Origin of the sequence: Derxia gummosa DSM 723, assembly GCF_000482785.1 — a bacterium.
Lineage (GTDB): Bacteria > Pseudomonadota > Gammaproteobacteria > Burkholderiales > Burkholderiaceae_E > Derxia > Derxia gummosa.
Map to the genome: position 1 here is coordinate 1 of NZ_AXWS01000018.1, position 22,023 is coordinate 22,023.

18 protein-coding genes and 1 pseudogene are annotated in these 22,023 nt (G+C 71.2%); 9 read left to right on the forward strand and 10 right to left on the reverse strand.

All coding sequences use genetic code 11. From position 1 onward, the window contains the following. Positions 1 to 14: 14 nt before the first annotated feature. The 3 genes from H566_RS0116490 to ruvC form a co-directional block, all read right to left on the reverse strand. Positions 15 to 1,163: a lipid A deacylase LpxR family protein gene (locus H566_RS0116490; protein ID WP_028312292.1), complete on the reverse strand. Its 1,149-nt coding sequence runs from the start codon at positions 1,161 to 1,163 to the stop codon at positions 15 to 17. Between the two features lie 166 nt (positions 1,164 to 1,329). Then, positions 1,330 to 1,938 (reverse strand): Holliday junction branch migration protein RuvA, encoded by a 609-nt coding sequence (ruvA, locus tag H566_RS0116495; protein WP_028312293.1) that lies wholly within the window; start codon positions 1,936 to 1,938, stop codon positions 1,330 to 1,332. A gap of 164 nt (positions 1,939 to 2,102) precedes the next feature. Next, positions 2,103 to 2,672 carry a crossover junction endodeoxyribonuclease RuvC gene (gene ruvC / locus H566_RS0116500; protein ID WP_028312294.1) on the reverse strand — a complete coding sequence of 190 codons (570 nt, stop codon included), beginning with the start codon at positions 2,670 to 2,672 and terminating at the stop codon, positions 2,103 to 2,105. A gap of 420 nt (positions 2,673 to 3,092) precedes the next feature. Here ruvC and H566_RS0116505 point away from each other — a divergent pair, with 420 nt between their 5' ends. From H566_RS0116505 to H566_RS0116520, 4 genes are all read left to right on the forward strand, one after another. Further along, positions 3,093 to 3,854, forward strand: a complete 762-nt coding sequence (locus H566_RS0116505; protein WP_084545211.1) for a GntR family transcriptional regulator — start codon at positions 3,093 to 3,095, stop codon at positions 3,852 to 3,854. 255 nt (positions 3,855 to 4,109) lie between these two features. Then, on the forward strand, positions 4,110 to 5,282 hold the full coding sequence (locus tag H566_RS0116510) for a BMP family ABC transporter substrate-binding protein (protein WP_245591393.1): 1,173 nt from the start codon (positions 4,110 to 4,112) through the stop codon (positions 5,280 to 5,282). 8 nt (positions 5,283 to 5,290) lie between these two features. Then, positions 5,291 to 5,932: a flavin reductase family protein gene (locus H566_RS0116515; protein ID WP_028312297.1), complete on the forward strand. Its 642-nt coding sequence runs from the start codon at positions 5,291 to 5,293 to the stop codon at positions 5,930 to 5,932. Between the two features lie 9 nt (positions 5,933 to 5,941). Beyond that, on the forward strand, positions 5,942 to 6,409 hold the full coding sequence (locus H566_RS0116520; RefSeq protein WP_034412061.1) for a nucleoside deaminase: 468 nt from the start codon (positions 5,942 to 5,944) through the stop codon (positions 6,407 to 6,409). Positions 6,410 to 6,895: 486 nt separating this feature from the next. Here H566_RS0116520 and purH read toward each other — a convergent pair whose 3' ends face one another. The 7 genes from purH to H566_RS0116555 form a co-directional block, all read right to left on the reverse strand. Beyond that, positions 6,896 to 8,485, reverse strand: a complete 1,590-nt coding sequence (purH, locus tag H566_RS0116525; protein WP_028312299.1) for a bifunctional phosphoribosylaminoimidazolecarboxamide formyltransferase/IMP cyclohydrolase — start codon at positions 8,483 to 8,485, stop codon at positions 6,896 to 6,898. Positions 8,486 to 8,499: 14 nt separating this feature from the next. Beyond that, positions 8,500 to 8,742, reverse strand: coding sequence for a Fis family transcriptional regulator (locus tag H566_RS0116530; protein WP_028312300.1), 243 nt, complete (start codon positions 8,740 to 8,742; stop codon positions 8,500 to 8,502). Then, positions 8,739 to 9,782 carry a tRNA dihydrouridine synthase DusB gene (gene dusB, locus H566_RS25860; RefSeq protein ID WP_051378893.1) on the reverse strand — a complete coding sequence of 348 codons (1,044 nt, stop codon included), beginning with the start codon at positions 9,780 to 9,782 and terminating at the stop codon, positions 8,739 to 8,741. The genes H566_RS0116530 and dusB overlap by 4 nt, the downstream gene beginning before the upstream one ends. A 305-nt stretch (positions 9,783 to 10,087) precedes the next feature. Continuing rightward, on the reverse strand, positions 10,088 to 11,485 hold the full coding sequence (locus tag H566_RS0116540; protein ID WP_051378894.1) for an FAD-dependent monooxygenase: 1,398 nt from the start codon (positions 11,483 to 11,485) through the stop codon (positions 10,088 to 10,090). Next, positions 11,482 to 12,852, reverse strand: coding sequence for an aminopeptidase P N-terminal domain-containing protein (locus H566_RS0116545; RefSeq protein WP_028312302.1), 1,371 nt, complete (start codon positions 12,850 to 12,852; stop codon positions 11,482 to 11,484). Before H566_RS0116545 ends, H566_RS0116540 begins: the two co-directional genes overlap by 4 nt. 42 nt (positions 12,853 to 12,894) lie before the next feature. After that, positions 12,895 to 13,743, reverse strand: coding sequence for a nucleotidyltransferase family protein (locus H566_RS25865; RefSeq protein ID WP_084545213.1), 849 nt, complete (start codon positions 13,741 to 13,743; stop codon positions 12,895 to 12,897). Positions 13,744 to 13,801: 58 nt separating this feature from the next. Next, positions 13,802 to 14,851 carry an aminoglycoside phosphotransferase family protein gene (locus H566_RS0116555; protein WP_028312303.1) on the reverse strand — a complete coding sequence of 350 codons (1,050 nt, stop codon included), beginning with the start codon at positions 14,849 to 14,851 and terminating at the stop codon, positions 13,802 to 13,804. Positions 14,852 to 15,009: 158 nt separating this feature from the next. Between H566_RS0116555 and H566_RS25870 the strand changes: the two genes are divergently transcribed. The 5 genes and pseudogenes from H566_RS25870 (at position 15,010) to H566_RS29160 (ending at position 21,974) form a co-directional block, all read left to right on the forward strand. Then, positions 15,010 to 17,499 (forward strand): LPS-assembly protein LptD, encoded by a 2,490-nt coding sequence (locus tag H566_RS25870; protein ID WP_051378895.1) that lies wholly within the window; start codon positions 15,010 to 15,012, stop codon positions 17,497 to 17,499. A gap of 5 nt (positions 17,500 to 17,504) precedes the next feature. Continuing rightward, positions 17,505 to 18,920: a peptidylprolyl isomerase gene (locus tag H566_RS25875; protein WP_084545229.1), complete on the forward strand. Its 1,416-nt coding sequence runs from the start codon at positions 17,505 to 17,507 to the stop codon at positions 18,918 to 18,920. A 74-nt stretch (positions 18,921 to 18,994) separates the two neighbouring features. Beyond that, positions 18,995 to 20,041, forward strand: a complete 1,047-nt coding sequence (gene pdxA, locus H566_RS0116570) for a 4-hydroxythreonine-4-phosphate dehydrogenase PdxA (RefSeq protein ID WP_051378897.1) — start codon at positions 18,995 to 18,997, stop codon at positions 20,039 to 20,041. Between the two features lie 114 nt (positions 20,042 to 20,155). Further along, positions 20,156 to 21,020 (forward strand): annotated as a pseudogene (gene rsmA / locus H566_RS0116575) (16S rRNA (adenine(1518)-N(6)/adenine(1519)-N(6))-dimethyltransferase RsmA). Positions 21,021 to 21,350: 330 nt separating this feature from the next. Next, on the forward strand, positions 21,351 to 21,974 hold the full coding sequence (locus tag H566_RS29160; protein WP_156924476.1) for a hypothetical protein: 624 nt from the start codon (positions 21,351 to 21,353) through the stop codon (positions 21,972 to 21,974). Positions 21,975 to 22,023: the final 49 nt, after the last annotated feature.

Below are 22,023 nucleotides of genomic sequence, written 5' to 3' on the forward strand. Positions count from 1 at the left end.
CCCCCGCCCCGGACTCAACAGCCGCAGACGTGGGTGAGCACCACGCCCCCCCACCGCTCCGAATCCTCCCCGACCCCCGGATTGCGCGACACGTAATCCGCGCTGCGCCGCGTCGCCACATAGCTCAGCGACCAGTCGCGCGCGAAGGCCCAGTGCAGCCCCGCGCTCAGCGTCGTCACATCGCGCCGGAAATCCACATCCGGCCGCTCCCCGTAGGTCGCGCCGGTGATGAAGCTGTTCGTCGCGTAGCGCTGCGCGCCCCAGTGCGCGAAGGCCGTCAGCCCGTGCCAACCGTCGTCGCCGAGCGCGCGCAGCGCCGCCGCGTCGAACACCACGCGGTCATGCACGTTGGGCGACAGCGCCGGCAGCCGGGGCGCCCGCGCGCCCAGCACCAGCCCCACGCCCGCCTGCGCGTAGTTGCGCAGCGTGCCCGCGACGAGGCCGCCGTCGATGTCGATGCCGACCGGCCCCGCCTCCAGCGCGCGCCATGACGCCAGCGCCTCCACCTGCACCGCCGTGCGCGCGCGCAGCTGATGACCCCAGCCGGCGGGCGTGTCCGAGTTGGTGAGCTTGTGCACGACGGTCTGCGCCTGCCGCCCGAGCGCCGCCGGGCCGAGCACGCCCAGCTTCAGTTCGACCGAGCGCCACAGCCCGTCGCTCAGCCGGTGCGCCGACAGCGCGCCATAGAGGAAGGCCGCCCAGGGGCGCTCGTCGGGCTGGGGCGCGGCGAGGGTGGCGTCGCGCGGCGTGTAGGCGAGCTGGCCGGCGCTCGCGTTGAGCGTGGCCGGCCCGCCGAGCAGGCTGCCGGCCGCGAGCCGCAGCGGTTCGAGCCAGGACGGCGTGTCGTCGCGCGCGAAGCCGTGGTCGAAGCGCCAGCCGCCGGTGTAGCCGCCGTCGTTGCGCGCCGGGAGGATGAAGCGGTCGTTGTCGACCTGGAAGCGCCAGCCCGACACGCCGTCCACCGCATCGCCGGCAGCCATGGCAGCGCCCGCATCGGGCATCGCGCCGGGCTCGGCGGCAATCGCGAGCACGCCCGGCACTGCGCCTGACATGGCGCCTGTCGTGCCGCCGTCGGACCCGGCCAGCGCCGATGGCGCAACGGCCAGCCCCGCACTCGCGGCAAGGCTGGCGACGAAGATGGAACGCAGGACTCGGACGGACATGCGGAACTCCTCGTGCGACGGATGCCGGACGCGCCGGCGCGATCAGTTGGGATGAAGCGGTACTGCATGCCGGCGCGTAGCCGGCGGTAATGCGATGCGCGCTGCCGCGCCGGCTGACCGCGCGCCGCGCTGGCCGCGCGCCGCCAGCCGATCCGGCCCCGGCGGCTCAGCCGCGCGCCAGCAATCGCAGCGCGGCGCGGATGCCGTCCTCCACCGACGAACCGGGCGGCAGTTTCTTGATGACGGCAGCCGCCTCCCGATCCGAATAGCCCAGCGCGACCAGCGCGTTGAGCACGTCGTTCTGCTGCGCGTCGGTCTCGGTCGCGGGCGCCAGATCGCCGCTGCCGACGATGCCCGGCATGCCGCCCACGGGCGCGCCGATCTTGCCCTTCAGCTCCAGCAGCAGGCGCTCGGCGGTCTTCTTGCCGATGCCCGGAATGCGCACCAGCCGCGCCTGCTCCTGCATCGCGACAGCGCTTGCAAGCTCCTCCACCGACAGCCCCGACAGCACCGCGAGCGCGATGCGCGCCCCGACGCCGGAAATCTTGAGCAGCTGGCGGAAGGCCGCGCGCTCGGCCTCGGTGGCGAAGCCGTAGAGCAGTTGCGCATCCTCGCGCACGACGAAATGCGTGCGCAGCGACACCGGCTCGCCGAGCGGCGGCAGCGCGTAGAGCGTGCTCATCGGCACGTCCACTTCATAGCCGACGCCGTGGACGTCGATGAGCACGGTGGGGGGAGTCTTTTCGAGCAGGCGGCCGGTGAGCTTGCCGATCATTTGAATGCCGTCGTTGTGATGGTTGGAGCGGCAAGCCTAGCCGACGGGTCGGCGGAAGGAATCCGGAAACACCGCTGCCTCGGCAGGGAATCTGCCCGGCAAGCGGCCGGTGCGCGGCACCTGCGTGGGAGCCTGCACGATCGCCGTGCAGCCGTGCCGGCCCGTCAGCCCACGACCCGCCCGCGCCGGAACTTCACCCGCCCCGACTGCGCCGTCATGCCCACCGCCTGCGCCGCCGCGCCCATGCCGTGGCCCGCATGCGCATGCGTGATCGCGCAGGCGAGGGCGTCGGCGGCGTCGGCCTGGGGCGTGCCACTGAGCGTGAGCAGGCGCACGACCATGTCCTGCACCTGCTGCTTGCGCGCGTGGCCGGTGCCGACGGTGGCCTTCTTCACCTGGAGCGCGGTGTACTCGTGCACCGGCAGGCCAGCGAGCACCAGCGCCGCGAGCGCCGCGCCGCGCGCCTGGCCGAGCAGCAGCGTCGATTGCGGATTGACGTTGACGAACACGATCTCGACGGCGGCGCAGTCGGGCCGGGTGTCGCCGGCGATCTCCTGGATGCCGCGTACGAGGGTGCCGAGGCGCTCGGCGAGCGGCTGCTTGACGTCGGTGCGGATGACGCCGGAGGCGACGTAGCTCAGGCGGGCGCCGTGGCGGTCGATCACGCCGAAGCCGGTGCGTTGCAGGCCGGGGTCGATGCCGAGGATTCGTTGGGGGGCTGCTGCGGTGGTCATCGAAGGGCGGTGACGGCGGCGCGGGGCGGGGGATGGCGGGCGGCGGCTGGCTGGTGCGCCCGCCGCTGGACGCGGCGGGTTCCCTCACTGCCTTCGGTAGCTCGCGGGTCGGCGGGCCAACTCGCACCGCTGCGCGGTACTCAGACAAGCCCGCCTAAACGCCTGCGGCGTTTCCCCGCGCCTACCTCGTTCGCTCGGCGCGCCAGACAGCCGCCGCCCGCCATCCCCCGCCCCGCGCCGCCTTGGGCTGGGGTCGGTGGGGCCGCGTTGCGGCCCTGGGGAAGCTAGCACGGGCGGTGCGGCATGGCGGGCGCGGGCTTGGCCGAGCCTGACCCTGGGGTTGGCGGCTTCTGCCGGCGCCTGACCCCCACAGTTGGCGGGCTCGGCCGACGCGCGACCCCACGGTTATCCTCGCGCGCCATGAATGCCACCCGCACCGCCCCGTCCGCCACCAGCGCCCGACCCGTCGAAATCAGCCCCGCGCTCGAAGTGCTGCGGCCGCGCCGGGTGCTCGCGGTGCCGCCGGGCGGGACGATGGACGAGCCGGTGGTCGAGGCGATCTTCGAGGCCATCGTCAATCAGCGCCTCGCGCCGGGCACCAAGCTGCCCGAGGCCGAGCTGTGCGAGCTGTTCTCGGTGAGCCGCACGGTCGTGCGGCAGGCGCTGCGCCGGCTGGCCGAGGGGCATGTGGTGGACATCCGCCCCAATCGCGGCGCGAGCGTCGCGGCGCCGACGCCGGAGGAGACGCGCGAGATCTTCGAGGCGCGGCGCGGCGTCGAGGCGGCGATCCTGCCGCTCGCCGCGCGCGCCGCCGGCCGCGCCGACTACGCCCGTCTGCGCGAGCGCCTGCGCGCCGAGCAGGACGCGCTCGCCGAGGGCAACCATGCGCGCTGGGTGAAGCTCGCGGGCGACTTCCATCTCGCGCTCGCCGACCTCGCGGGCAACCGCGTGCTGCGCGGATTTCTGGAACAGCTCATGTCGCGCTGCTCGCTCATCGTCGCGCTGTACGAGCGCGACGAGCCGGCCCACGCCACCTGCCAGCACGACGAGCACGACCGTATCGTCCACCTCATGGAAATCGGCGACGTGGCCGGCGCGGTGGCGGAGATGGACGCCCATCTGCGCGAACTCGAAGCCCAGGTGCGCGTGCCGGCCACCCTGCCCGCGAGCGACGGCGGATGATGCCCGGCGGTGCGGTGATGCACCAATGTATACATAAATGAAATTAATAATTTTCCATTTAAAACAATGACTTGAGTTTTATTGACCGTTGGCATGGCGAGTGCATGTATACATAAATGCAGCCACGGGCCCGGCTGCCTGAACCGTCTCATGCACCGAACCGAGGAATCCGCCATGCCAGCCAGCCACCGTCCGTCCGCATCCCGCAAACCTTTCCGCTCCGGCCTGCCGGGCGCCGGTCGCGCGCATCAAGCCTTGAGCCGACTCGACGCTGTCCGCCAGACCCTGGGCCGCCTCGGCCACGCCGGGCGGGCGATCGCCGACGCTGCCGATCGCCTGTCGTGCTCGACGCTCGGTGTCGTGCTCGGCCATACGCTCGCGGTCGGCGCGCTGGTCGCGCTGCCGGCCGGCGCCGAGGCCGCCGACAAGCCGATCGACGCCTGCTTCGTCTATTCCGGCCCGGTGGGCGATGGCGGCTGGACCTACCAGCACGACCTTGGCCGTAAGTCGGTCGAGGCGGCCTTCGCGGGCCGTGTGCGCACGCGCTATGTCGAGAACGTGCCTGAAAGCGCCGACGCCGAGCGCGTGATCCGCCAGTTCGCGCAGGACGGCTGCGCCATCGTCTTCACCACGTCCTTCGGCTTCATGGAGCCGACGATCAAGGTCGCGAAGCAGTTCCCGAACGTGGTGTTCGAGCACGCCACCGGCTACAAGACCGCGAAGAACGTCGGCATCTACCAGACCCGCTTCTACGAGGGCGCCTATCTGCTCGGCATCCTCGCCGGCAGCAAGACGAAGTCGAACACGCTCGGCTATCTCGGCTCGATTCCGATTCCCGAGGTGCTGCGCAATCTCGATGCCTTCACGCTCGGCGCGCGCAGCGTGAACCCGGCCGTCAAGGTGAAGGTCGTGTGGGTGAACAGCTGGTACAACCCCGGCCTCGAACGCCAGGCCGCCGAGACGCTCGCGGCCCAGGGCGCCGACGTGCTCTACCAGAACACCGACTCGCCGGCCGCCGTGCAGGTGGCCGAGGCCAAGGGCCTCTACGCCTTCGGCCAGGACAGCGACATGAGCCGCTACGGCAAGCGCGCCCACCTCAGCGCCAACACCGTGAACTGGGGCGTGTACTACCGCCACAAGATCCAGCAGCTGCTCGACGGCCAGTGGAAGCCGGAAGACACCAAGTGGGGCATGAAGGAAGGGATGATCGAACTCAGCCCGCTCAACGCCGAGGTGCCGCAAACGCTTGCAAAGACCTTCGACGAGAAGCGCAAGGCCATCATCGACGGCAAGCTCAGCGTGTTTGCCGGGCCGATCAGGGATCAGTCGGGCAAGGTGGTGGTGCCGGCCGGCGGCGTGCTGCCCGAGGCCGACCTGTGGTCGCTCAAGTGGCTGGTCGAGGGCATCGACACGCCGCTGCCGCAATGAGGCCGGCCGTGGACATCGACTTCACCACGCTCGGCATCTACGAGCGCTACAAGCTCATGGCGAGCCTGATCGTGCCGCGGCCGATCGCGCTCATCACCACGGTCGACGCGCAGGGCCGCATCAACGCGGCGCCGTTCAGCATGTTCAACATGCTCGGCGAGGACCCGCCGACGGTGATGGTGAGCATCAACCGCCAGCACGACGGCGGGCTCAAGCACACGGCGGCCAACATCCTCGCGAATGGGGAATTCGTCGTGCATCTTTGCGACGAGGCGATCGCCGAGCGCATGGACGGCTGCGGCCAGGCCTTCCCCGAGGGCGTGAACGAGCTGGAGCAGGTCGGGCTCACGGCGGTGCCGGCCACGCGCGTCGCGCCGCCCTGCATCGCCGAGGCGCCGGTCGCCTTCGAATGCGTGCTGCACGAGAAGCTGGAGACGCCGAGCCGGCTGGTGTTCTTCGGCCGCGTGCTGTCGCTGCGCGCGCGCGACGGGCTGGTGGACATGCAGCGCTGGCGCGTGTCGTTGCAGGACTACTTCCCGGTCGGGCGCTTCGGGGCGAGCTTCTACGTGACGACGCGCGACCGGTTCGCGATCGCGGGCAAGGGCGAGGCGCCGACGGCGGCGCGCTCGACGGGCATCGACGAGATCTGAGGGGGCGGGATGAATGACGACATTTCCCCGGTGGACGCGCTGCATCTGCGCGAAGCCATCCGCGCCTCGCGCGCGGCGGTGGCGGCGGGCGCGATGCCCTTCGGCGCGGTGCTGCTCACGGCGGACGGCCGCGTGCTCACGGCGCGCAACGCGCCGGCCGTGCCGGGCGACCGCACCGGCCATGCCGAGACCAACGCCGTGCGCGACGCGCTCGCGGCCTGGGGCGCCGAGGCGCTGCGCGGCTCCACGATGTACGCAAGCGGCGAGCCCTGCCCGATGTGCGCGGCGGCGATGCTGTGGGCGGGCGTGAGGCGGGTGGTGTTCGCGGGCGGCAGCGGCGTGATGGCGGCGCATGGCATCGACACGCTGCGGCCGGGGTGCGCGGAGCTGATGGGGCAGCGGGCGGTTGCGGTCGTCGGGCCGGTGCTGGAGGCGGAGGCTGCGGCGGTGTATGGCGAGTGGGCGTCGCGGCCGTGACGGCGGCGCGGGGCGGGGGATGGCGGGCGGCGGCTGATGGGGCCGCTGTGCGGCCCTGGGGGCGAGCCGGGTTGATTGGCCCGAGGTGTCCGGCGGCGCTTCGACCGTGCGAACGGCTTCGCCGCATCAACCATGGGGCCGCGCAGCGGCCCCATCGGCCCTTGAACCGAAAAGGGCGAGGTGCGGGTGCGGGCGACGGGCGCCATCGGCGACGCCGAGCGCAGGAGGTAGACGGCGGTGAGCGGCGCAGCCGCTCAGGCGTTCCTGTTTGAGGCTTCGCGCAGCGAAGCCGAGTTGGAACGCCGGGCCGCCGGGCTACCGAACGGAGCGAAGGGCAGCCGCCGCGTCCAGCGGCGGCCGTCACCGCAGGCGCCCGTCGCCCGCACCCGCACCTCGCCCAACCGCAGCTTCCAGAAAGCCGAAGGGGCCACGGCACCCAATCGCACCGCAGCCCCTTGCAAGCCTCACCGCCCTTTCAGGCTGCTATCAATGCCGGAAGTGCCGCGTCCCCGTCAGCACCATCGCAATCCCCCGCTCGTTCGCCGCATCGATCACCTCCTGATCGCGCATCGAGCCGCCCGGATGGATCACGCAGGTCGCGCCCGCGTCGCACACCACGTCCAGCCCGTCGCGGAACGGGAAGAAGGCATCGCTCGCCACCGCCGAACCCTTCAGCGTCAGGCCCGCGTTCTCGGCCTTGATGCTCGCGATGCGCGCCGAGTCGATGCGGCTCATCTGGCCCGCGCCCACGCCCAGCGTCATGCCGCCGCCGCAGAACACGATCGCATTGCTCTTCACGAACTTGGCCACCTTCCACGCGAACATCAGGTCGGCCATCTGCGCCGGCGTCGGCTGCACCTTGGTCACGACCTTGAGTTCCTCGGCCGCCACGTTCTTGGCGTCCGGCGACTGCACGAGGATGCCGCCGCCCACGCGCTTGAGGTCATAGGCGACGCTGGTGCCGAAGCCCGCCGGCAGCGCGATTTCGAGCACGCGCACATTGGTCTTGGCCGCGAAGATCGCGCGCGCTTCCGGCGTGAAGGCCGGGGCGATCAGCACCTCGACGAACTGCTTGCTCACCGCTTCGGCGGCGGCGCCGTCGAGCGGCACGTTGAAGGCGATGATCCCGCCGAAGGCCGAGGTCGAGTCGGTCTTGAAGGCCTTGCTGTAGGCCTCCAGCGCGGTCGCGCCCACGGCCACGCCGCAGGGGTTGGCGTGCTTGATGATCACGCAGGCCGGTTCGTTGGCCGGGAAGGTCTTGACGCATTCCCAGGCCGCGTCGGCGTCGGCGATGTTGTTGTACGAGAGTTCCTTGCCCTGGAGCTGCACGTAGTTGGCGAGCGCGCCGGCGGCCGGCGCGAGGTCGCGGTAGAAGGCGGCGGTCTGGTGCGGGTTCTCGCCGTAGCGCAGGGTCTGCACCTTCTCGAAGGCCTGGTTGAAGACCTGCGGGTATTGCTCGCGCGCGGGCACGACGCCGGCTTCGGGCGCCTCGGCTTCGATCGCGGTCAGGTAGTTGGTGATGGCCGAGTCGTACTGGGCCGTGTGCGCGAACACCTTCTTGGCGAGGCGGAAGCGGGTGGCGAAGCTGGTCTCGCCGGCCGCCTTGAGTTCGGCCACGACCACGGCGTAGTCGGCCGGATCGACCACCACCGCCACGTCGCGGTGGTTCTTGGCCGCCGAGCGCAGCATCGTCGGGCCGCCGATGTCGATGTTCTCGATCGCGTTCTCGAAGGTGCAGTCGGCCTTCGAGGTCGCCTCGACGAACGGGTAAAGGTTGACGACCAGCAGGTCGATGCGGCCGATGCCGTGCGCATCGAGCGCGGCCATGTGCTCGGGCAGGTCGCGGCGGGCGAGGATGCCGCCGTGGATCTTGGGGTGCAGCGTCTTCACGCGGCCGTCGAGCATCTCGGGAAAGCCGGTGTGGTCGGCAACCTCGACGACCGGAATGCCCAGGCCGGCAAGCAGCTTGGCGGTGCCGCCGGTGGACAGGATCTCGACGCCGAGGGCGGCGAGCTCGCGGGCGAGTTCGGCGACGCCGGTCTTGTCGGAAACGGAAATGAGAGCGCGTTGGATCATGGTGGGGGTCCGGTTCACTTGCCTTCGAGCAGGCCGTATTGCTGGAGCTTCTTGCGCAGCGTGTTGCGGTTGATGCCGAGCATCTCCGAGGCAACCGACTGCTTGCCCGACGCCTGGCGCATCACGACTTCGAGCATCGGCTTCTCGACCGCTTGCATGACCATGTCGTACACGGCGCTCGGCGTCTCGCCGTCGAGGTCCTGGAAGTATTTTTCGAGCGCACAGACGATGCACTCTTCGATCGGGCTGGGGGTCATGCGGCCAGGGGTGGGATGTGTTGTTGTGAGGGAGCGCCGGCGTCGGGCAGGCGGGCGTGGGCGGGGCCGAGCGAGTCGAGGAACTCGACCGTGGCCTCCACCTGGGCCTGCGTGGACTCCAGCGTGTTCATGCGGGCCCGGAAGGTCTCGCCACCGGGCAGGTCGCGCACGTACCAGCCGATGTGCTTGCGCGCGGTGCGCAGCCCGGTGAGCTCGCCGTAGAAGGCGTAATGCGAATGCAGATGCTCGACGAGCGCGTCGCGCACCTCGCCGATCGTGGGCGGCGGCAGCTGGCCGCCGGTGGCGAGATGATGCGCGATCTCGCGGAAGATCCAGGGCCGGCCTTGCGCGGCGCGGCCGACCATCACCGCGTCGGCCTTCGTGTGCGCGAGCACGCGGGCAGCCTTGGCGGGCGAGTCGATGTCGCCGTTGGCGACGACCGGAATGCCGACCTCGGCCTTGACGGCGGCGATGGTGTCGTACTCGGCCTCGCCCTCGTACAGGTCGGCGCGGGTGCGGCCGTGCAGCGTGAGCAGGGCAATGCCCGACTGCTCGGCGATGCGCGCGACGCGGATGGCGTTGCGCTGCTCGCGGCTCCAGCCGGTGCGGGTCTTGAGCGTGACCGGCACGTCCACCGCCGCGACCACGCTTTCGAGGATGCGGGCGACGAGCGCCTCGTCGCGCAGCAGCGCCGAGCCGGCCGCCACGTTGCACACCTTCTTGGCCGGGCAGCCCATGTTGATGTCGATGATCTCGGCGCCGCGATCGACGTTGTAGCGCGCGGCCTCGGCCAGCATGACCGGGTCGGCGCCGGCGATCTGCACCGCGCGCGGGCTGGCCTCGCCGTCATGGTTGAGGCGGCGCTGCGTCTTCTCGGTGCCCCAGAGCTTCGGGTTGCTCGCCGCCATCTCGCTCACCGCGTGGCCCGCGCCGAAGCGCCGGCACAGCGCGCGGAACGGCCGGTCCGTCACGCCCGCCATGGGGGCGACGAACACGTTGTTCGCGGTCGTGAAACGGCCGATGCGGACGCCGGTGGACATGGATTCGACGGGGGCAATGGGGGCGCGAAAGCGCGGTTCTTGAGACGGGAACCGCGTGGCCTGGCAAGGGCGGAACGGCGGGAGTCGGCCGGTCCGGGACGCGGAAAAGGCGCGCATTTTAGCGCGGCGCGAAACCCGGTCCGGACGGGGTGAAACCGCTGCCCGGACGGGGCGGATCGGAGTAGGCAAACGGTGGCTTCGGGCTGATGGGCGCGGCGGGCGGGGGCGCAGGCTGCGGCGGCGTGCCGCGCGCGAGAGCTGTCGGCAGCCAGCGGCCGGATAGCCGGCGCGCCGGCCGCCGCGCGTCAGCGCAGCCCGAACATCAGCGCGCGCGCGACCGGCTGGCGCAGCGCCGGCAGCAGGTCGAGCGCGGCGATGGCGGCGCCGGCCGCGTGCGACATGCCGGGCAGCGGCAGCGTGAACAGGCGCGCGAGCGTGTCGGTGGCGCCGAGCACGAAATCGCGGTCGCGCTGGCGGGCGGCGCGGTAGCGGGCGAGGGCGGCGGCGGGGTCGAAGGCGGGGGCTGCCGCGGCGGCGAGGCCGGGCGACGCGATCGGGTCGCCGGAGCTGGCGACGACGGCGGCCGTGGCGGGAGCGTCGGCGGGCGGGGCGGCGCCGAATCCTTCCGCGAGCGCCGCGACCAGCGCCGCCGCGTCGCGCAGCCCGAGGTTGAAGCCCTGGCCCGCGACCGGATGCAGCACCTGCGCGGCGTTGCCGATCGCCACCTCGCGCTCGTTGCCGGTATCGCGCCGGAGCTGGCCGAGCGCATAGGCATGGCGCGGCCCGGCGGCGCGGAAGCGGCCGAGCCGGCTGCCGAAGGTATTGCCCAGCTCGGCGAGGAAGCGCGCGTCGTCGAGCGCGGCGATGCGCGCGGCCTCGTCGGGCGCGGCGCACCAGACCAGCGCCATGCGCTCGCCGTCGTCCACCGGCAGTAGCGCGAGCGGCCCGCCGCGCGTGAAGCGCTCGAAGGCCCAGCCGCGCCGGGGCAGGGCGGGTTCGACCTCGCAGATGACGGCGGTCTGGCCGTAGTCGCGCACGCGGGCGGCGGAGGTGGTCGCGCGTCCCGCTTCGGCCCGGGGCGCGTCGGGTGCGCCGTTCGCGGCGGCGTGGGCGGCGGGCGCCGCTTCGTCCGCCGCCGGGCTGCGCTCGAACACGCCGCCCTCGGCATGCACGAGCAGCGCCGCGCGGGCCGGGCCGTCGGGCAGCTCGATGCGCCAGCCGTCGCCGTCCGCGACCGGGGCGCCGGCGACCGGCCGCGCGACGTTCACGCCGCTCGCAGCGAGCGCCGCCTCCAGCGGCGCGATCAGCTCGCGATAGCGCACGACCTGGCCGAGCGCCGCCACGCCCATCTCGTCGGCGGCGAGCACCGTGCGGCCGAAATGCCCGCGCTGCGACACATGCACCATGCGGATCGGCGCCGCGACCAGCTCGCGCGTGTCGATCACCCGCGCGAGCAGCTGCATCGAGCCTTCGGACACCGCGAGCGCGCGCGGATCGCCGGCCGCCGCGCCCGCCGGCCGCGCGTCCATCACGAGGATGCGCGCCGGATCGGGCCAGACGCGCGCCAGCAGCAGCGCGCAGGCCGCGCCCACCGGGCCGGCGCCGACGATGGCGATGTCGAAATCCCGCGCCACGTCCACGGCGCCCGCCGCTGCCGCCTCCGGGCCGCCGGCCGCGCCGTTTGCGTCGAATGCCGCCGTCATTCCCGCGCCTCCGCCATCAGCGTCTCGATCGCCGCGACGCTCTTGGGCGCGGCCTCGGTGAGGATCTCGGCGTCGTCCACGGTGACGAGCGCGTCGTCCTCGATGCGGATGCCGATGTTGCGGAAAGCCTCGGGCAGATCATCGCCGCGCAGGTAGAGGGCGGGCTCGACCGTCACCACCATGCCGGGCTTCAGCACGCGCGACGGGCGCTCGGCGGCGCCGCCGGGACCGGCGGCCTCGACCGGCGCCGGTTCGCGGTAGTCGCCCACGTCATGCACGTCCATGCCGAGCCAGTGGCCGGTGCGGTGCATGTAGAAGCGCTTGTAGGCGCCGGTCTCGATCACCTCGTCGAGGCCGCCCGACAGCAGCTTGAGGTCGATCAGGCCCTGGCACAGCACGCGCACCGCCGCCTCGTGCGCGGCGTCGAAGCGCTCGCCGGGCAGCACGCGCTCGATGGCGGCGGCCTGGGCCGCGAGCACGATCTCGTACACCGCGCGCTGCTCGGGCGTGAAGCGGCCATCGACCGGAAAGCTGCGCGTGATGTCGGCCGCGTAGCCGTCGAGTTCGCAGCCGGCGTCGATCAGCACCAGGCTGCCCGGCGCCATGCGCGCGTCGTTCTGTTCGTAGTGCAGCACGCAGGCATTGGCGCCGCTCGCGACGATCGAGCCGTAGGCCGGGAACTGCGCGCCGTGGCGGCGGAATTCGTGCAGCAGTTCGGCCTCCAGCTGGTATTCATGCTGGCCGGGGCGGGCGTGGCGCATCGCGCGGATGTGGGCATGGGCGCTGATGGCGGCGGCGCGCTTCATCAGCGTGATCTCGTGCGCGTCCTTCACGAGGCGCATCTCGTCGAGCAGCGGCGTGAGGTCGCGCAGCGCGGGCGGCGGGCGCACGCCGCTGCGGGCGCGGCCGCGCAGCCGGTCGAAGGCGGCGCGCAGCGCGGGCGCGAGCTGGTTGCCGTGCTGGTCGAACAGCTGCCAGACGGCGGGGCGGTCGGCGAGCAGGTCGGGCAGTTCGGCGTCGAGGTTGTCGGCGGAGGAGGCAGTGTCCACGCCGAGCGCGGCGGGCGCGGCCTCGGGGCCGAGGCGCCAGCCGGTCCACACCTCCTGGTCGGGGTCCCGCGGGCGGCAGAACAGATGGCTGCGGAAGCCCGCGCCGTCGCACACGATGGCGAGCACGGCGCCCGGCTCGGCAAAGCCGGTGAGGTAGTGGAAGTAGCTGTCGAAGCGGTAGGGGAACTCGGTGTCGCGGCTGCGGGTGGCGGGCGGCGCGGTGGGAATCAGCGCGACGCCGCCGCCGGCCAGGCGCAGGCGTTCGGCCAGCAGCTCGCGGCGGGCGCGGTAGAGGCCGGTGTCGATGGCTTGGGGCATGGCGGCTTCCTCGGTTGGGCCGGCGGTGCGGCCCGTGGATGGTCAGGCGGCGCGCGGCGGGGCGGAGCTTGTTGCGCCCGGCGGGGCGCTCGCGCCGGTGGCGGGGGCTGGCGCGCTCGCCCTGACAGCGGCGGCGCGCAGTTCGGCATCGAGCGCGGCGAGCTGGGCCGGCGTGCCGAGGTTGTGCCAGCGGCCGGTAAAAAGTTCCGCGCCGGCGCGGCCGGCGTCGATCGCCTTCAGGTACAGGTCGAGCAGCTTGAACCTCACATGGGGCGCGCAACCGGCGAACAGGCGCGGGTGGTAGAGGCCGATGTTTCCGTAGGTGAAGGCGGGCTGGCCGGGCGTGCGGCGGGCGAGGGCGGCGGCGCTCGTGGCAGGCGCGGCATGCGCGGCGGCGCCGCTCCGGCCGTCGGGCGCTGCGGCGACATCCACTGCGCCGGCCGCCAGCGCGAAATCCCCGTCCGGATGGAAGTCCGGATTCGGCACCAGCACCAGATGCACATCGCGCGCCGCGCCGATCAGCGCCGGCGCGCGCGCCACGAGCGCGGCGTAGTCGTACTCCGCGTACACGTCGCCCGACACCGCGATGAAGGGCGCATCGCCGAGCAGCGGCAGCGCGGTGGTGATGCCGCCGCCCGTCTCCAGCGCCTCGGTCTCGTGCGACCAGGCGATGCGCACGCCGAGCGCGCCGCCATCGCCAAGCGCCGCCACCAGCCGCTGGCCGAGCCAGGCGGTGTTGATGACGATGTCGGTGATGCCGGCCGCCCGCAGCGCCTCGATCTGCCAGACGACGAGCGGCTTGCCGCCCGCCGCGAGCAGCGGCTTGGGGCAGGCGTCGGTGAGGGGGCGCATGCGTTCGCCGCGTCCGGCGGCGAGGATCATCGCCTTCATGCGCGCGGCTCCGGCGCGAGGCTGCAAGCGTTTGCGGCGTGGGTGGTCATCGCCATGGTCAGAAGGTGTAGCCCACCACCGCCTGCCGACCCTCGATACGGTCGAGCAGCTCCAGCAGCGGCTTGAACGCGCCGTAGCGCTCGGCCACCTTGCGCGCATAGCCGGCCACGCGCGGGATGTCGTTCAGGTAGGCGGTCTTGCCGTCGCGGATCGCGAGCCGCGCGAAGATGCCCATCACCTTCAGCGCGCGCTGCATGCCCATCCAGTCGAAGTCGCGGTAGAACTCGCCGAAAGCCTCGTTGACGGGCAGGCCGGCCTTGCGCGCCAGCTCCCAGTAGCGGATCGCCCAGTCCATCTGCTGCGGCTCCTCCCACTCGATGTAGGCATCGCGCAGCAGCGAGACGAGGTCGTAGGTGATGGGACCGATCACCGCATCCTGGAAGTCGATGATGCCGGGGCCGGGAAAGCCGTCCTCCACCACCATCAGGTTGCGCGAGTGGTAGTCGCGGTGCACCAGCACCTGCGGTTGCGCGAGGTTGCTCGCGGTGATCAGCTCGAAGGTCTTGTCGAGCATGCGGTGGTCGGCGTCGCTCAGTTCGAGCTTGAGGTGCCTGCCGCAGAACCATTCGCGGAACAGCTCCATCTCGCGGCGCAGCAGCGCTTCGTCGTAGGCCGGGAAGGCGGTCTTGTCGCCGCCGGCCTGGAAGGCGACCAGCGCCTTGCTCGCGGCGGCGTACAGGACGTTGGCCGTGCTCTGGTCGAGCACATTCAGATAGGGCGTGTGGCCGAAGTCTTCCAGCAGCAGGAAGCCGAGGTCGGCGTCCTGGGCATGCACGGCGGGCACCTTCACGCCGGTGCGGCGGAACTGCTCGGCGGCGTGAAGGAAGGGGCGCACGTCTTCCTGCGGCGGCGGGGCGTCCATGGCGACGAAGCTGCGGCCGCCGTCGCCGGTCACGCGGAAGTAGCGGCGGAAGCTGGCATCGGCCGAGGCCGGGGCGAGCGTGGCGGGATCGAAGCCGTGCCGTGCGGCGAGGGGCGCGAGCCAGTCGCGCAGCGCGTCGAGGCGCGCGTCGGCCGGGCTGGCGGCGGGAGTGCTGGGGGAAGTCATTGAGCGTCGGTCGGGCTGGGGATGAGACCCCGGCCGGGCGGCGAGGGGCCGTCCCTATAATACGGGCGCCCTCCGGCCGGCCGGACGCCCGCGCGACCGCCCGGGCGTCGCGCCGTCCGCCCAACAACGCTTCGTCGCCTCGCCCCCGTCCCGTTCCAGTGTCGCCGCGCGCCCGCCTGCCTCGCCGTTCCGTTCCGCCCGTCGCCCGTCCGGCCGCGCTCGCCTTCGCGGTCGGCGCGGCCCTGCATGCCTGGCCCGCGCTGGCGCAGCAGGCGACGCCCGCCACCGCGCCAGCCGAGGCCGCCCAGCCAGCTTCCGCCGGCACCGTGCGCCCGGCGGCCGATACCGCCGCCGACCCCGCCGCGCGCGACTCCGGCGCCGGCCTCGCGCCCGACGCCTCGTCCACCGGCCTGCGCTTCGACCGCGGCCTGCGCTTCGACCGCCTCGGCGACGTGCCGCCCGAGCGCCTGCCGGTGTTCGTGCAGGGCGCCAAGATCGAAGGCGTGCCCGACCGCTCGACCCGCGTCGTCGGCGCCGACGGCACACCCGCCGAGGTCCGCCGCGGCAATTCGGTGCTGCGCGCCGACACCATCGACTACGACCAGATCCGCAACACGCTCGACGCCGACGGCTCGGTCCAGCTCTATCGCGGCGGCAGCAGCTATCGCGGCCCGCACGCCTTCTACGAGCTGGATACCGACAGCGGCCGGCTCGGCAAGGGCGAGTTCACGATCGAGCCGCGCCCGCCCAGCGCCACGCGCATCGTCCGCACCGACCCGCCGCGCGGCAGCGCCGACCTCACCGAATTCCTCGGCCAGGACATCGTCCGGCTGCTCGGCGTGCGCTACACCACCTGCACGCCCGACAACGAGGACTGGTTCCTGAGCGCGAAGGAAGTCGAGATCGACCAGGCCGCGCGCCAGGGCTCGGCGCGCAACGCGGTGGTCGAGTTCAAGGGCGTGCCGCTGTTCGCCTCGCCCTATCTGCGCTTTCCGGTGGGCGAGGAGCGGCAGTCGGGCTTTCTCGCGCCCACCTTCGGCGCGACGACCTCGCGCGGCATCGAGTTCTCGCTGCCCTACTACCTCAACCTCGCGCCCAACCGCGACTACACGCTCACGCCGCGCCTGCTCGGCAAGCGCGGTCTGGAACTGGGCAACGAGTTCCGCTACCTCGGCGAGAGCTACAGCGGCGTGCTGCTGGCCAACGTCATCAACGAGGACAAGCAGACCGGCGAGCGTCGCTGGCTGCTGCGCGCCATCCACGAGCAGAGCTTCGCCGACACCCTGCGCGGCGCGAGCGGCTACGTGAACTTCCAGCGCGTGTCCGACAACAACTACCTGTCGGACTTCGGCACCTCGATCGTCAGTGCCGCCAACCGGCAGCTGACCCAGGAAGCCGGCCTGCGCTGGAACGGCAGCGGCTGGAACCTGCTGCTGCGCGAACAGAAGTTCCAGGTGCTGCAGGACCCGACCAACCCCGTGGCCGTGCCCTACGAGCGCGAGCCCCAGCTCAACCTGCGCGCCTGGAAGTACGACATCGCCGGCTTCGACCTCGGCCTCGACGCCGACGCCACCCGCTTCACCCACCCCTACAACCGGCCGTGGATGACCGATGCCCAGGTCACGGGCAACCGCGCGGTCGTCATCCCGTCGATCAGCTACCCGATCCTCGCGCCGGGACTGTTCATCACGCCCAAGGTCCAGCTCAACGCCGCCAGCTATTCGCTCGACCGCGAGAGCCTTCCCGACGGCTCGATCTACCGCCCGACCTACCAGCGCGCGATCCCGACCACCAGCGTCGATGCCGGTCTCGTGTTCGAGCGCGACACCAGCCTGTTCGGCAACGCCTACCAGCAGACGCTGGAGCCGCGCCTGTTCTACGTGCGCACGCCCTACCGCGACCAGAGCGCCGCGCCGATGTTCGACACCGCGCTGGCCGACTTCAACTACGCGCGCCTGTTCAGCGAGAACGCCTACGCCGGCTACGACCGCGTGTCCGACGCCAACCAGCTCACCACCGCCGTCACCACGCGCTTCCTCGAAAGCGAGACCGGGCTCGAACGCCTGCGCGCCGCGATCGGCCAGCGCTTCTACTTCTCGGACCAGCGCGTCGGTCCCGGCACCGAGCCGCTGTCCAACGCGAGCAAGAGCGACTACATCGCCCTCGTCGGCGGCGATCTCACCGACACGCTCTCGGCCGACAGCAGCGTGCAGTTCGAGTCGCAGACCCACCGCGTCTATCGCGGCACGGTCACGACGCGCTGGCGCCCGCAGCCGGGCACCTCGCTCAACTTCAATTACCGCTATCTGCAAGGCGTGCTGGAGCAGTACGACCTCGGCGGCCAGTTCCCGATCGGCAAGCGCTGGTCGCTGCTGGGCCGCGTCAATTACTCGACGCGCGAAAACCGCCTGGTCGAAGGCGTGGCCGGCTTCGAATACGACGGCTGCTGCTGGGTCGGCCGCGTGGTGCTCCAGCGCTACGCCACGTCGTCCACGACGTACACCACGGGCTTCTTCTTCCAGCTCGAACTCAACGGCCTCGCGCGCGTGGGCAACAGCCCGCTCGACGCGCTGCGCCGCAACATCCCGGGCTACCGCCCGATCAACGCCGGCGGCGCCCCCGCGCCTTCCTACCTGCAATACGAGTGATGGACATGCAGCAAATCCAAGGCCGTCCCGGTCGCCCATCGGGCCTCGCGCCCGTCCGCCAACCGCGCAGCGATGCCGCGCGCGCGCCGGGTCGCCGGCTGGCCGGCCGGCTCGGCGCCGGGCTGTGCGCCATCGCGCTCGCGTTCGGCGCGCTGCCGGCCGCGCCGGCGCTCGCCGCGCCCAGCCAGGTGCAACTGCTCGACGTGGTGGTGGCGGTCGTCAATGACGAGGTCATCACCTACAACGAGCTCAAGGCCCGCCTCGTGCAGGTGCAGCGCCAGCTCAAGGCGCGCAACACGCCGCTGCCGCCCGAGGATGTGCTCCAGCGCCAGGTGCTCGAACGCATGGTGACCGAGCGCGTGCAGGCCCAGGCCGCGCGCGAGTCCGGCATCCGCGTGGACGAGACCACGCTCGACCGCGCCATCGGCCGCATCGCCGAGCAGAACCGCATGACGCTCACGCAGTTCCGCGACCGGCTCGAAAAGGAAGGCATGGTCTACAGCGTCTTCCGAGGCGACATCCGCAACGAGATCCTCATGAGCCGGGTGCGTGACCGCGAGGTCGACAGCAAGATCCAGGTGAGCGATTCGGAAATCGACGCCTGGCTCGAAGCCCAGCGCAGCAACCCGACGCCGGTCGAGCTGGACATCGCGCAGATCCTCGTGCGCGTGCCCGAGAACGCCAACCAGGTGCAGCAGGCCCAGCGCCAGCAACGCGCCGCCGAGGTGCTCAAGCGCCTGACCGACGGCGCCGACTTCGCCCAGGTGGCCGCCGCGTACTCCGACGGCTTCGAGGCCACGCGCGGCGGCGACATGGGCTGGCGCACCGCCGACCGCTATCCGCAGCTGTTCGTCGATGCCGTCGCCCAGCTCCAGCCGGGGCAGGTGAGCGCCATCGTGCGCAGCCCCAACGGCTATCACGTGCTCAAGCTGCTCGGCCGGCGCAACGACCAGAGCATCGACGACAAGGTGAGCCAGACCCACGCCCGCCACATCCTGCTGCGCACCAACGACGGCACGCTCAGCGACGCCGAGGCCGAGAAGCGCCTGGCCGACCTGCGCACCCGCATCGAGGCCGGCGCGTCGGACTTCGCCGAGATGGCCAAGCGCTATTCGCGTGATGGCTCGGCCGCCCAGGGCGGCGACCTCGGCTGGCTCTACCAGGGCGACACCGTGCCCGAGTTCGAGGGGGTGATGAACCAGCTCCAGCCGGGCCAGATCAGCCCGCCGATCCAGTCGCCGTTCGGCTGGCACCTGATCCAGGTGCTCGAACGCCGTCAGGTCGAGGCGCCGCCCGAGCGCAAGCGCCAGACCGCGCGCGCCGCGATCCGCGAGCGCAAGGCCGAGGAGGCCTACGACGACTGGGTGCGCGAGCAGCGCGACCGGGCGTATGTGGAAATCCGCCTCGACGCGGTGAACTGACGCGCGGACTGCCGCCCTCGGCCCGCCCGGCCCGCTTGCGGTCCGCCCGCCCAACCGCCATCGATCTGCCCGCCATGAACCTGCCGCCCCGCCCGCCGCTCGACCGTCCGCTAGCCATCTCGTCCGGCGAGCCGGCCGGGGTCGGGCCGGAGGTGACGGCGGCGGCGATCGCGCGGCTGATCGGCTTCGGCGCGGCTGCGGGCGCGCCGGCCGGCGCCGCCGCCCGCTGGCTCCCCACCGACTTCCTCGTCTTCGGCGACCGCGCCACGCTCGCCGCCGCCGCCGCCCTCGTCGGCGCGCCCGGCCTGTTCGACCTCGTGCCCGTCGAGCACATCCCGCTCGGCGCGCCGGTCGTGGCCGGCAAGCCCGACGCCGCCAACGCCGCCCATGTGCTGGGCCTGCTCGCCGGCACCTTCGACGCCGCGCGCGACGGCCGCTGCGGCGCCCTCGTCACCGCGCCGGTGCAGAAGGCCAGCATCGCCGACGCCGGCATCGACTTCTCGGGCCATACCGAATGGTTTGCCGAGCGCGCCGGCGTCGATCGCGTCGTGATGATGCTGGCCGGCCGCACGCCCATGCTCCGCAAGCCGCTGCGCGTCGCGCTCGCCACCACGCATCTGGCCGTCGCCGACGTGCCCGCCGCCATCACCGCCGACAGCCTCGGCCGCACGCTCGACATCCTCGCGGCCGACCTGCGCGGCGATTTCGGCATCGCGGCCCCGCGCATCGTCGTCGCCGGCCTCAACCCGCACGCGGGCGAGGGCGGCCACCTCGGGCGCGAGGAAATCGACGTGATTGGCCCCGCGCTCGATGCCGCCCGCGCGCGCGGCATCGACGTGCGCGGCCCGCTGCCCGCCGACACGCTCTTCCACCCGCGCGTGCTCGACGACTGCGATGCCGTGCTCAGCATGTTTCACGACCAGGGCCTACCGGTGCTCAAGTTCGCCACCTTCGGCCACGGCGTGAACATCACTCTCGGCCTGCCCGTCGTGCGCACCTCGGTCGATCACGGCACCGCGCTCGACCTCGCCGGCACCGGCCGCGCCGAAGCCGACAGCATGATTGCCGCCATCGAAGCCGCCGCCGAACTCGCGCGCCACCACGCGCGGCGCGCGGGCTGAGCGCCCCGGCGCGCCCCCTGCCCGATCGCGGCAGACTCGCGCCGGCCCCGCTCCGCCACCCGACCCGGCTCCGCCACACCATCCCGCGCCGGCCGCCAACGCGCCGCGCCACCGATTCACCCGCGCCTCACCGCGCCACCAACCCGCCAGCACCATGGAACACCGCGCCCGCAAACGCTTCGGCCAGAACTTCCTCGTCGATCAGGGCATCGTCCACGCCATCGTCTCGGCCGTCGCGCCTTACCCCGGCGACGCCGTGATCGAGATCGGCCCCGGCCTCGGCGCGCTCACCCGCGTGCTGCTCGCCGACCTGCCGCCCGAATCGCGCCCGATGCACGTCGTCGAAATCGACCGCGACCTCATCGCCCGCCTGCACCGCGACTACACGCCGGAAGAAATCACCGTCCATGCCGGCGACGCGCTCAAATTCGACTTCACCCAATTCGCGCACGAAATGAAAACCGCCGGCCGGCGCGTGCGCGTGGTCGGCAATCTGCCCTACAACATTTCCAGCCCGCTGCTGTTCCATTTGTGCGCCGCCGCGCCCTGGGTGCAGGACCAGCATTTCATGCTCCAGAAGGAAGTGGTCGAGCGCATGGTCGCCACCCCCGGCGACAGCGAATTCAGCCGCCTTTCGGTGATGCTGCAATACCGCTATGCAATGGAATGGGTGCTCGACGTGCCGCCCGAAAGTTTCGACCCGGCGCCGAAAGTGGATTCGGCCGTCGTGCGCATGGAACCGAAACCCGAATCGGAATTGACGGCGCTGGACGAGAAGGTATTTGCGGAAGTGGTCGCGGCGGGTTTCTCGCAGCGGAGAAAGATGCTGCGCAATACGCTGGCGAAGTTTGTCGCCGAAACGGGTGGGGCGGAGGTTGCGGCTAAGGCGGGGATTGAATTGACGGCGCGGGCGGAGGATGTGCCGGTGGAGGCTTGGGTGGGGTTTGCGAATGAGGTGGTGCGGGGGAGGGCGGGGTGAGGGACGTTTTATCGAGCGTGGCGGGCGGTGTTATCCGACGGTGTCATGCCTAAATTGTTGAATTGATTGGGATTCTTGTTGGGTTGATGCCGGTGTTATCACGCAGGCGGCGGTTTATCGCGCAGCGGGTATGTCGGGCATGGATTGGCTGCCGGGTTTGCGGTGAGTTTTAGTACCTGGACAGATTTGTCTATGTGAGCGAATTGCTCGCCAGAACAATGGGTTGTGAGTAACTTCGCGGCTAGGAGTCGTGCTGGGGCCGGTGTTATCCGGCACGGCGTGCACGATAAAACTAGTTAGGTGCCCAATTTCTCTTATGGGAGTGAGCGAATGAATCCAGTTCAACTCTACGAGACGACGATCCGGGACAATGACTCAAACTTGGCGTTCTCTTTCATTGTCGTTCCCAACAGATCCCTTACTGAATCGGATGTTCGTCTGACCGGCAGCCAGTCCTCGGAACTGGTCTCAAGGGACGATATTTTCATCGAGCAGCTTGGCTTGCGGCCCCTTCAGAGGTTGGATCCAGACAACCTTGAGAATGCGCTCGCTGGGCTCTTAGCGAACTCTGCAGAGATACGACAGACGCTTGTCGACATCTCATTCGTGGCGTCATTGGAGTTCCACCTTGACCGCCTTGCTAGAGGACTTGATCCTCGTGTTGGCCAACAAGAACTTCAGTTCGCGAGGTTCCTGACTGAAGAAGCGGTCGTTCCGTTTGAAAACTCACCATTACACGGCGTTAGCCTACAGAGTCTTAGTAAGGCGAGCCCCTACGCGCTCGGTGCGTATATCGGGTTTGTGGTGTCAGGGAGTACACCAATGCTTCTGCTAACGGTCCCCGCAGGGATCATCCTTTGCGGCGCGGCAGCGGGAATTGGAGAGGGTCTTAACCGAGGCCTGCGGGACCGTCTGCAGTACCTGCTGGCAAAGAAGGGGCGGGCCAAGCCGTGAAGCGCTACTTGCTAGCGGCACTTAACCCTTCCTATATGGACTCCCCCCA

What these genes read in the sequence shown, in the direction of transcription:
- H566_RS0116555 (WP_028312303.1), bottom strand. Translation starts at nt 14,851, where the DNA reads ATGACTTCCCCCAGCACTCCCGCCGCCAGCCCGGCCGACGCGCGCCTC.
- purH (WP_028312299.1), bottom strand. Translation starts at nt 8,485, where the DNA reads ATGATCCAACGCGCTCTCATTTCCGTTTCCGACAAGACCGGCGTCGCC.
- H566_RS0116530 (WP_028312300.1), bottom strand. Translation starts at nt 8,742, where the DNA reads ATGACCCCCAGCCCGATCGAAGAGTGCATCGTCTGTGCGCTCGAAAAA.
- H566_RS0116545 (WP_028312302.1), bottom strand. Translation starts at nt 12,852, where the DNA reads ATGCCCCAAGCCATCGACACCGGCCTCTACCGCGCCCGCCGCGAGCTG.
- H566_RS0116520 (WP_034412061.1), top strand. Translation starts at nt 5,942, where the DNA reads ATGAATGACGACATTTCCCCGGTGGACGCGCTGCATCTGCGCGAAGCC.
- pdxA (WP_051378897.1), top strand. Translation starts at nt 18,995, where the DNA reads ATGAACCTGCCGCCCCGCCCGCCGCTCGACCGTCCGCTAGCCATCTCG.
- ruvC (WP_028312294.1), bottom strand. Translation starts at nt 2,672, where the DNA reads ATGACCACCGCAGCAGCCCCCCAACGAATCCTCGGCATCGACCCCGGC.
- H566_RS29160 (WP_156924476.1), top strand. Translation starts at nt 21,351, where the DNA reads ATGAATCCAGTTCAACTCTACGAGACGACGATCCGGGACAATGACTCA.
- H566_RS0116505 (WP_084545211.1), top strand. Translation starts at nt 3,093, where the DNA reads ATGAATGCCACCCGCACCGCCCCGTCCGCCACCAGCGCCCGACCCGTC.
- ruvA (WP_028312293.1), bottom strand. Translation starts at nt 1,938, where the DNA reads ATGATCGGCAAGCTCACCGGCCGCCTGCTCGAAAAGACTCCCCCCACC.
- H566_RS25875 (WP_084545229.1), top strand. Translation starts at nt 17,505, where the DNA reads ATGCAGCAAATCCAAGGCCGTCCCGGTCGCCCATCGGGCCTCGCGCCC.
- dusB (WP_051378893.1), bottom strand. Translation starts at nt 9,782, where the DNA reads ATGTCCACCGGCGTCCGCATCGGCCGTTTCACGACCGCGAACAACGTG.
- H566_RS0116490 (WP_028312292.1), bottom strand. Translation starts at nt 1,163, where the DNA reads ATGTCCGTCCGAGTCCTGCGTTCCATCTTCGTCGCCAGCCTTGCCGCG.
- H566_RS0116540 (WP_051378894.1), bottom strand. Translation starts at nt 11,485, where the DNA reads ATGACGGCGGCATTCGACGCAAACGGCGCGGCCGGCGGCCCGGAGGCG.
- H566_RS25865 (WP_084545213.1), bottom strand. Translation starts at nt 13,743, where the DNA reads ATGAAGGCGATGATCCTCGCCGCCGGACGCGGCGAACGCATGCGCCCC.